This is a genomic window from Apilactobacillus sp. EABW-1NA (genome assembly GCF_030398685.1).
Taxonomy (GTDB): Bacteria; Bacillota; Bacilli; order Lactobacillales; family Lactobacillaceae; genus Apilactobacillus; species Apilactobacillus waqarii.
In genome coordinates this window covers 1-9,107 of record NZ_JAPDKO010000032.1, presented here as the reverse complement: position 1 = coordinate 9,107, position 9,107 = coordinate 1, and the positions used below count along the sequence as shown (strand labels likewise).

Sequence of the window (9,107 nt, the reverse complement as noted above, 5' to 3'; positions counted from 1 at the left end):
AATAATAAACGAATACTAACAAAATTAGGCAACCAATCACCTGTAGAATACAGAAAATCAGTTGCCCAATTAAATAGTTAGAAAGCTGCTTTTATTTATTTGTTCAAAATAATAGTTGCAGTTCCTTGACGTATGCTTTTTAATATATCCATAGCATCAATAGTATTAAAACGTCCCATGAACAGTGGAATATGATTGGTGCTATTATTCCGTTTGATTCCTCTCTTGATTTACCCAACAAGATACCAGCCAATATGTAGTATATTAATGAAATAATGTTAAATAAAGAATGAGATATTCCAAAAATAACTGATGAGAATAGAATAGCGTATTTTGCGCTAAAATGGTCTTTTAAGTGGGACTGAATTAAGTCTCTAAAAAATAGTTCAATGACGATTGGTGATAATGTTAGACCAGCGATAATACACAGTAACTGTAGTCTTGGGTCAGTATATCCAATTAGATTTGATAGATTGGTCTGAAAACTGTCGTGCGGTTTGGCAGTTAGAAGGACGAAGGAAACCGCTAGAATAAGTAGCTTGATTCCGATTGCTACTAACCGAAAATTAAAATGATTATTGTGGAAAACATCAATCATTTTTTTGCTGAGTATGCTATGGTACAGATAAAGAATAGTTGCCATTAGGATAATAAATGCAGTTAGAACCTCAAAAACTGCATATAAAAAAGGCTCATCTATTGAATAAAGGATTGGATATCGGGAAAGTTCCATTAACGGTGAAAGGAATATTAGGATAAATATAAATGATGCTTTTTTCATCGCATTCACTCCTCGATTACTGATTTGTACTAGTCAATTATAGTTCTATAATTTTAACTTGCTGAATAACTTTTAGTAAAAAAATTAAGACAAACTTATACAATTTTCGAAGGGAGAAGAGCCGATGAAAAAGTCAAAAACAAGGTTCGAAACCGTAAAGAAATGGATTCTCTTAATAATTGTTGTGGCAGTGGTTGGTGCAGTAATTGGGATGATTTCCGACTTATTATCCAATGGCTTTACTGCACATAGTTGGCGTGAATTTTTGACTTATACTATTATTTCCGCAGTTGGTGGAGTCATATTGATGTTCTTATACCTAATTTATAGCTTTATTTCCGAAAAAATTCATAAAAAATATCCAACATGGTTTACACCACAAGATCCACCATCGAAAAAATAAAAGCACACATTCCTGTGTGCTTTTTTATTTGGCGTTATTTTCCCAACCATTTCTATCGTCGTTGGCATCGACGATGGATTGGCGTAGTTCATCTGGTTTATTTGCTGAAATTTAACCATATGTGTGAGGTAAATACAAACTTTGTCATTTGTTTTCAATGAATTAGATAAGTTGTATAATTACATTAGCCTATAAAAAGAAGATGATAGACATGAAATTTGGCATGAGAAAGCCAAGCTGGAAAAAGTCATTATCAGCACGGACAAGAGGACGTGCGGTACGTTCAATGAAACGTGCAGTTAACCCATACTATGGTAAGAAGGGTATGGGATGGATTAATAATCCACATAAGGCGTTATATAACAAGGTCTACCATAAGACAACTTTCAACTTGTTTAAGTGGTAAACAATCCCCCCGTGCATGCGGGGAATACATATGAAACGGAGTAGATCAGATGGAACCTGCATCTAATAGACAAATGATTTTTGCATTCATAAGGGTACAATCAGTACTATTTGCTTTAATGACTTCATCTTTCTTGATCTGGGATAGCTTTTTTAATGGTCCAGATACAACAGTAAGAAAAGTCACAGCAATTGTTACCTTTATTCTTTCAATAGTTTTACTTTTTATTGAATCTACAATTGATACTATTGATAAGGATAGTTTTTTCGAAGATTAGTAAAAATAAAAGCAAAATTGTTGATGATTGTATTTTTGGAAACTATTATGTAGTTGCGTCGTTAGTATTTTGTAATTCTATCACGCTTTAAAATTATAATTCTTTATGAGGCCTTTCTTTTTTGAGCATTCCCATCTCGCGAAAGAAAGGCTTTTTTATTTTATAAATCGATCTATAATTAGTTAAACACTTTGTTATAGGAGCTTTTTGATGATAGATATTACTGAAATCGCATGTGAATCATATAAAGAAGATTTAATAAGTTATGATAATCATGATTATGTTATTAACTACTCAAAGTATGACTGGAGGATGTCCTATATAGCGTATGATGCAATGTTAAAAACACTTACAAGTTATCGAAATTTAAATCAACCGGATACAGACTATGAAACTTTTGGCGTAGAAGATAATTTAAGTGTAATAAGTATTGTTAACGATTTCGAAATGAATCACACTATATTTCTATGTAGAAATAATTATGACAATTTGGATGTTAGGGTCATAAAAGGAAAGAAATATATATATTACATATTAAGATAAAAAAATGTTTATGATAAAATAATAGTTATTGTATTTTATTTTAGGGAGGATAATAATGGATACAACTACTATAAACGTTGGTATGACAGACGTTGGATCGTTGTTAGATGGGAATTTTTATAAAGTTCCAAACTATCAAAGACACTATTCTTGGGATGATGAAGCGTTAAGAGATTTTTGGAATGACTTAGTGGATGTTGTTGAGGGGCAACAAGATACACATTTTATTGGTCAGATTGTAACTTATATAAATAATGGAGTGCAGGAAGTTATTGATGGTCAGCAAAGACTTACCACTATTTCTATATTAATGGCTGCGATTTTGCACAAATCTAACATTATATGGAATAGTGCTGAAAATTTAAGTGATAATCCTAGGGGAGAGTTAACTAAGCTAAAATTAGATATAAAAGATTTACTAAGATGGAACGAAGCAAAACCATCGTTAAGATTACAGCCATATAAAACTGGAGATAACTCTATTGACGATTACTTTAGAGGTATTTTTGAAGGGAAGCTTGAATTAAATCAAAATAACAAGGATATCACACCGGTAAAAAATATTAAGGATGCTTTTGAAAATTTTGAAGACTGTATTGATTCATACTGGAAAATAAATGAAATTAAAGACAATCCACAAAAGATAAGCGTTTTAGTGAATGTTTTCAATAGCTTAAGAAAAAAGTTCATTTTATCTAGGGTATATACGGTAAAAAAGGAAGATGCATTTATAATTTATCAATCTTTGAATAGTAAAGGTAAACAATTAGAAGCTTCTGAACTTATTAAGTCTCATATTATGGCTCAAGTATCCAATGCGGATGAGATGGTAAGAGAAGAGGTTCAACAAAAATGGGATAAGATTGCGACTTCTTTTGGAAATGATAATAAAGAAATAACAAAGTTTATTAGAGTATATTGGACTGCCACTAATAGATTAGTGACCGGGAACCAATTGTTTAGATCAATAGCTACAAATGTTCTTGGGACAAGTGGTTCACTTTCATTTTTAAATGATTTAATAAATGTAGTTGATTACTATGTAGCAGTAATTAAAGGATTAAAGACTAAGAGAGATAAAGAACTTTTTCAAGATAGCTTTGTAGCAGCAATGTTAGCAATGATGCATAAATTAGGAGCAAAATTATACTATCCACTTCTATTTTCACTAATACTGAGGGGTATAGATACCAAATCCGAAAAGATTATCATTTATAAAATATTATCGATATTTGTTAGACATAGATCAATTTGTAATTATGGTACTAGTTCATTGGAAACAGGATACGCTAAAGTAGCTCAGGATGTTTGGAAACAAAAAATAGTTACGGATACAGATATTGTGAATGAATTAGATAGAGAAATGCTTGTAGGAGATCTAGAAGTTCAGAATGCTTTTAAAGGTCTATCCAGAGAAATGAAAAACGGTGCCAAGAAATGGACTATCACATATATTCTTTATGAACTATATAAACAATACGGTGAATTTGATGGACTAGATATGGATAAAATTGGTTTTGATAATTTGTCATTAATCCATATAGGTTCAGAAGAAGAAGTGTCTTCTGATTATTTTAATTACATTGGAAATTATGCTTTAATTGAAAACACAATTAGAGAAAAGTATGGAGAAAAAGACGTTATTAGATCATTAAGGGAATCTAGATACGTTTTAAATAAAGATATTGCCAATTTTATGGAACAACACGGATGGAATGTTGATGACATACTTAATAGACAAGAAGAAATGTCGACGGAAACTACTCAAATTTGGTAAAAAAGGGGCCGATAGGCCTCTTTTTTGTATGTTATAATTTAAATAAATTGTTTTTTGGATGGGGTGTTAAAGTGTCTACAATGTCAAAATATAAATTTGATGATTGCTCTTATAAGTCGGACTTAGAAAATTTAAAAATACCAAAGTTTCAAAGAGGTCTTGTTTGGAGTAAAGATAAGAAGGAAGCCCTATTACAAACCATACATGATGGTTTCCCGTTTGGAGCATTATTAGTTTATGACACAAGCTCTAATGGAAAAGAGAATATGTTGTTGCTTGATGGTCAGCAAAGACTATCAACAATAATTGAATATGATGAGAATAAATTTACATATTGGTCCAAGTTAAATCCTGATAAGTATCAGTCCTTAAAAGAAAATATAAATTCTATTATCGGTAATGAGAACTACTATGTCGATGATAAAAAACTAAATGAAATTTCTGATGAAAACTTCGATCTAGGTAGTTGGACTGATGAATTGGATGATCTAAGATTAGGTAGGGATAACAAAGAAAAGTTACGCAATTTAGTTATATCTGCAAGAAATGATGTTAGAGATTATATAGATTTAGATAGTCTCAGAATACCGTTGATTAAATATACAGGTCCAAGAGAATACTTACCAATGGTTTTTGAGAATCTTAACAAGGGTGGAGTTCCGTTGTCTAAGTATGAAGTGTTTAACGCTTCATGGAACGATGAATATTTAAAGCTTCCTGACAATGATTACACTAGAGAAATTATAAGTAACGTAAAAAAATATTATCTTAACATGCAAGATAATGGCGAATTTGATGTTTCTGACTTTTCAGAAGACGACATTACAAATTCAAAAAAGGTAAATCTTGCCGAGTTTGCCAGGGCATTCGGAGAATTTACTGTGGAAAGAATTCCTTCGCTTATTAGTAAGAGGGATAAGGAAAAGGCATATAACGAAATTGGATATGGGTTGTTAGCCGTTATATGTGGGGTATCTAATTTAAAGATTATGAATATAAAAGATCATGTGAATTGGATAAAGGACAATGTAACGGATATTCTTGAAAGAACTAGTGTGATTTCAAATAAACTAAATAGTTCATTTGACAAACTTTTAAAGCAAATTATTTCGTATGATGTTTCTCAAAATGCGAAAAAAGGTGACTACTCGAATGGATTATCAGGTTCCTTTAAGATATTATCTTACTATGCTAATTTATGGGATGCTGATGAAAAAGCAACAAAAGAAATATTGAAGAATATCCCTGCATATTACATTTATGACTCATTTAATTATTCGTGGACAGGACACGGAGATTCTAGATTAAATGATTATTATTCTAAAAATAGAAGAAGAACATATGAAATTAAGCTAAATAAGAGTGATTTTATTTCTGCTTTTGAAAATTGGGTTAAAGATAATACTGGTAACAGAAAGACCTTTTCTAAAGAAATAAAAGCATTAATAACCATCCATTCTAATTTAACCTATATGGCTGGATCTATTCCAAGTGGGGAGGATTATGAATTTGAACACATCGTTCCCAAAAAATGGATAGTTGATAAGAATACATCTCAACAGCCTACTAACCTTAGCTCTATTGGAAATGGTATGTTCTTACCTAAAGATACAAATAACAGGAAGAAAGACAAAACCCTATACGAATTCAAAGGATATGATGATAAAAAATATTCGTCATTTATTTCTGAATCAAGTTATCCAAGTAATGAGACTTTGGAAAAGGCTAAAGAATATGCCCGCTATAGAGATTATGATAATATCAACAAGATAATTAACGGAAGAACAAGAGAAGTCATTCAATCAATATCAGATCACTTATTCAAGTAAAAAAAGCAGCGTCTAAATAACGCTGCTTTTTCTTGTGTTTTTTTTAGCCCAAGTACTTATAGAATGTTTTAGAACATTTGACCAATCTGTGAAATCATTAACATCATTAACGGTTTTTGATAAATATTGAACGAGGTCAATTATATGAGATGACTTTAGATTATTTTTGTATGAAGTTTTAGCTATTTCGGTAAATGTTTCAATATCTATAGGTATTATATTTATTGGATATCCAGCCCAGCTATCTTTATTTAAAATGAAGAACATCCATAGTGATCTAAAATGTGTTTTTTTGGATATAAAGATTGAAAATACATTTTTATCTCTATTATCTTCTTTCTTTCTATATACGTGTTCAGCAACACTTGCACCTTCATGCTCCCATTGCTTAACTCCACTCATTAAAGATACCTCTGGCAAAAGAATATTGTCGTTGTCATAAACTTCCATATCTGGAGTATTACCAACACCCTTAGCAAAACTTCTAGGTGTTAAATCAGGATTAACTTTTCCGTTATACTTGATAGATTTTGGATCATTTGTAATTGATGCAAAAAATTTCCACGTATTAACTTCTAGCCACAAGGCTGATAAATCTTCATTAGAGTTTAGTATACTGTCATATCTTTTTAATATTTCGTTTCTTGCTTTATCTTCCTTGCTATATTTCTTAACGAAAGAGACAATATTTTCATTGGTATAGAAATTGTTGATATGGCTTTCTAATGACTTAATTTCGTAGTCCGTCAAATTAGATATATCATTATTAGATATTTTAAACTTATCAGTTAAATTGTTGTACTCTCGTAAGTTTTTTGTTTGTAATTTTTTAAGTTTTTTACTTACGATATGAATCAGTTCTATATGGTTATTCCATGGAAGAAGAACATTGTCTTTTTTTCCATACCATTTTATTTGACTTTTACTAGACAAAGAATAATCAGGAATTTGAAAGTTAAAGGATAGAAGTAGATTGAATTTATCTCTTTCTAAATCCTTAACTCTTATTTTTGTAGATTCTCCTCTACCACTATCAATAAAAATATCAGTAAATATTATGGAACGGATAAAAGCGTCACTATAATCGGTCCAATATGATCTTCCACAATCCTTCTCTTGAGTTTTTGTAAGCTTGGTAGAGAAAAATTGTTCATAAGTCTTTTTCCAAGTCACTTTATTTTTTTCTTTGTCAGATTTATGTTCATTATATGTTTTTCTAAAATGTAATATGGCGTCAAAGATTTTATTCTTTTCTTGTGATGAAGATGGGCAAAAAAGAAACGCTATTTCCCAGCGATTTAGGTAATTAAATTCATTTAATAATTTTATGAATTCTTCAAAAATAAATATTCCTCCACCATTTTTAAAGGGAAAATACAATTTCATTAATTGATTAAGAATAGTTTCACTGTTAAACGTTTCGTTTATAATGGTTTCTCCAACCTGAGTGGGATAGAATGAGCCATTATCGTCAGTGTAAGAAAAACCAAAAAAATCAAAAGTAGCCTTCAATTGTCTTGCATTTGACTCAGGGTCTTTTGTCCAGTCAGTTTGTCCGCTTAAAAAATCATCATATCCAAGTTTTAGTATATTTTGATAAGTGGAAGAAATGTCTCCGTTTTGTTCTTCTTCTTTTTTTGCTATATCACAAAGTAATCGTCTTCTAGTCGGATAAATAAGTTTGTTGTAATTACTGGTATTCGACTTATCTGTGTAATTCCAATTTTCACCAACTATGCTGTTTACGCATTTAAAACTTTCTATCGTTCTTATAAGTGAACGCGGTGCTGTTCTCCAGTATGGTTGCATTTTTTCACCTTCCTAGAAGTTTGTAATAACTAGATGGTTAACTTTTTGTTTATTTCTATTCATAAAGTTAACGGCATATCTTTTTTTATAATCAAAGTAGTTAAACTTGTCTTCAGGATACAATGATCTTATTAAATCTGTATCTTTTATAACTAGTAGCCATTTAGAATTTAAAGACTTAATGTAGTTAGCCAGTCTTTCTTGTTCAGATTTATCGAATGAATTATTATCATACGTTGAAAAGTCTGAATCGTAGGGAGGATCTAAGAAGATAAAGTCATTATTATTTGGCTCTATTTTTTCTAAAAATTCCTGAAAATCTAAGTTATAAATATCAGTTATTTCTTTCTTTTTATTGAAAAATTCTGATGTATAGAAGTCTATATGGTTTTGGAAACGTTTATTGTTATAGCTCTTTCCACCATAAGGTACATTGAAAAATCCATTTTTTCCGAAACGGAACATGGACGAATAACAAAATTCTCTTATAAATAGATATAGTGATGTTTGTATTAATTCACTATCTGAAACAGTATTATATAAAAATCTTACTGCATTGTAATATGAAGCATTTAATGATGTTTGCAGTAAATCAATTGTATCCTCTTTTGATTTAATACCTTTTTTATTTAGATAATTTATTTTTCGTTTAATGTATTTTGGATATTCAGCTTCAAATTGATTTTTTATATTTAAAAATTTTAAATCAATGTTTGAAGCAAAATTATTAACTATGTTATTCATAGTATCTAGGTCATCAGTTTCTTTTAACTTATTAAGAGTTTCGCTGTTAAACACCAAATTTTCTAAGTCTCCATCAAAATCATTTAGTAGAGAAAGCAACTCTTTGTCAGTACTGTGATTGTATAAGTTAATTAAGTCTTTTGAGAAATCATTTATAGCGTTTTTTGAGTAATTTGATCCAATCCATACGGAGCCTCCACCTACAAATGGATCTATAAATCTATCAGAGTCAGATGGAAAGAAGGGAAGTAGATTCTTTAATTCCCTTGTTTTCCCACCTGGATATTTTAATAGACTAGTTCTAAGTATTTCTGACATAATGATTTCTCCCTGCTTTAGTTCTAAGTATAATTATATAATGTATTTACTAGTGAAGCAAAATGAGTAAACCACGTATTCTATCGTTAAATAAAAAAGACACCCATGATGTGCACCCCAAAAGTTGTACATTATTATATTGTTTTTCCTAGGCGGAAAGTTTCCGGTATTGAACCGGTGACTTTCCGCCTAGTTTTGTTTTAATACGATGATTATTGTA

Annotated in this window: 10 protein-coding genes; 6 read left to right on the top strand and 4 right to left on the bottom strand. The window is 30.4% G+C overall.

Annotated elements, in window-relative coordinates:
* Window positions 1–139: 139 nt before the first annotated feature.
* Window positions 140–781 carry a type II CAAX endopeptidase family protein gene (locus OEZ61_RS07395; RefSeq protein ID WP_220382344.1) on the bottom strand — a complete coding sequence of 214 codons (642 nt, stop codon included), beginning with the start codon at window positions 779–781 and terminating at the stop codon, window positions 140–142.
* A gap of 124 nt (window positions 782–905) precedes the next feature.
* Between OEZ61_RS07395 and OEZ61_RS07390 the strand changes: the two genes are divergently transcribed.
* The 6 genes from OEZ61_RS07390 (at window position 906) to OEZ61_RS07365 (ending at window position 6,016) form a co-directional block, all read left to right on the top strand.
* Entirely contained in the window at window positions 906–1,184 is a 279-nt protein-coding gene (locus OEZ61_RS07390) for a hypothetical protein (protein WP_220382345.1), read from the top strand.
* Window positions 1,185–1,395: 211 nt separating this feature from the next.
* Window positions 1,396–1,590 carry a hypothetical protein gene (locus OEZ61_RS07385; RefSeq protein ID WP_034531039.1) on the top strand — a complete coding sequence of 65 codons (195 nt, stop codon included), beginning with the start codon at window positions 1,396–1,398 and terminating at the stop codon, window positions 1,588–1,590.
* Between the two features lie 49 nt (window positions 1,591–1,639).
* A complete protein-coding gene (locus OEZ61_RS07380) occupies window positions 1,640–1,867 on the top strand; it encodes a hypothetical protein (RefSeq protein ID WP_220382346.1) in 228 nt (75 codons plus the stop codon).
* 210 nt (window positions 1,868–2,077) lie between these two features.
* On the top strand, window positions 2,078–2,410 hold the full coding sequence (locus OEZ61_RS07375) for a hypothetical protein (RefSeq protein ID WP_220382347.1): 333 nt from the start codon (window positions 2,078–2,080) through the stop codon (window positions 2,408–2,410).
* 55 nt (window positions 2,411–2,465) lie between these two features.
* On the top strand, window positions 2,466–4,187 hold the full coding sequence (locus OEZ61_RS07370) for a DUF262 domain-containing protein (protein WP_220382348.1): 1,722 nt from the start codon (window positions 2,466–2,468) through the stop codon (window positions 4,185–4,187).
* A gap of 80 nt (window positions 4,188–4,267) precedes the next feature.
* Window positions 4,268–6,016: a DUF262 domain-containing protein gene (locus OEZ61_RS07365; protein ID WP_220382349.1), complete on the top strand. Its 1,749-nt coding sequence runs from the start codon at window positions 4,268–4,270 to the stop codon at window positions 6,014–6,016.
* A gap of 12 nt (window positions 6,017–6,028) precedes the next feature.
* Here the strand turns inward: OEZ61_RS07365 and OEZ61_RS07360 are convergent, their stop codons facing one another.
* From OEZ61_RS07360 to OEZ61_RS08260, 3 genes are all read right to left on the bottom strand, one after another.
* Window positions 6,029–7,825, bottom strand: coding sequence for an AlwI family type II restriction endonuclease (locus OEZ61_RS07360; RefSeq protein ID WP_220382350.1), 1,797 nt, complete (start codon window positions 7,823–7,825; stop codon window positions 6,029–6,031).
* Window positions 7,826–7,837: 12 nt separating this feature from the next.
* Entirely contained in the window at window positions 7,838–8,887 is a 1,050-nt protein-coding gene (locus OEZ61_RS07355) for a DNA adenine methylase (protein WP_220382351.1), read from the bottom strand.
* Between the two features lie 148 nt (window positions 8,888–9,035).
* Window positions 9,036–9,107, bottom strand: a 72-nt coding sequence (locus OEZ61_RS08260; RefSeq protein WP_354669370.1) for an IS3 family transposase, incomplete at its 5' end; no start/stop codon positions are given.